The organism is Mesorhizobium sp. CU3 (assembly GCF_006442965.1).
Classification (GTDB): domain Bacteria; phylum Pseudomonadota; class Alphaproteobacteria; order Rhizobiales; family Rhizobiaceae; genus Mesorhizobium.
This window is the reverse complement of record NZ_VFWX01000054.1, coordinates 1-264: the sequence shown is the minus strand read 5'-3', so window position 1 is coordinate 264 and position 264 is coordinate 1. Positions and strand designations below refer to the sequence as shown.

At 63.6% G+C, this 264-nt stretch carries 1 protein-coding gene; it reads left to right on the top strand.

Features of this window, described 5'->3' with window-relative positions; all coding sequences use genetic code 11:
- Positions 1-37: 37 nt before the first annotated feature.
- Positions 38-264 (top strand): membrane dipeptidase (locus tag FJ988_RS30580; RefSeq protein WP_281407766.1); only part of this gene is annotated, 227 nt, incomplete at its 3' end.

Below are 264 nucleotides of genomic sequence, written 5' to 3'. Positions count from 1 at the left end.
GATCAAGGCCGCACGCGGACGCCTGTCGGGAGCCGCCTTGACGATCTTTGGCTGGCCGGAAATCTGGAACGGCCCCAACGCGCCGCACAAGCCCACCGCTGGCTTCGTCGACGGCGCGCGCAACGAACAGGAAGTACGCTACAAAATCATCAGCGCCATGGTGCGCGACTTCCCCGAGCGGGTCGGCATTGCCTACACACCCGACGATTTCCGCCGCCTGCATGGCGAGGGCAAGTTTGCGATCTTCATCAGCATGCTCAACGC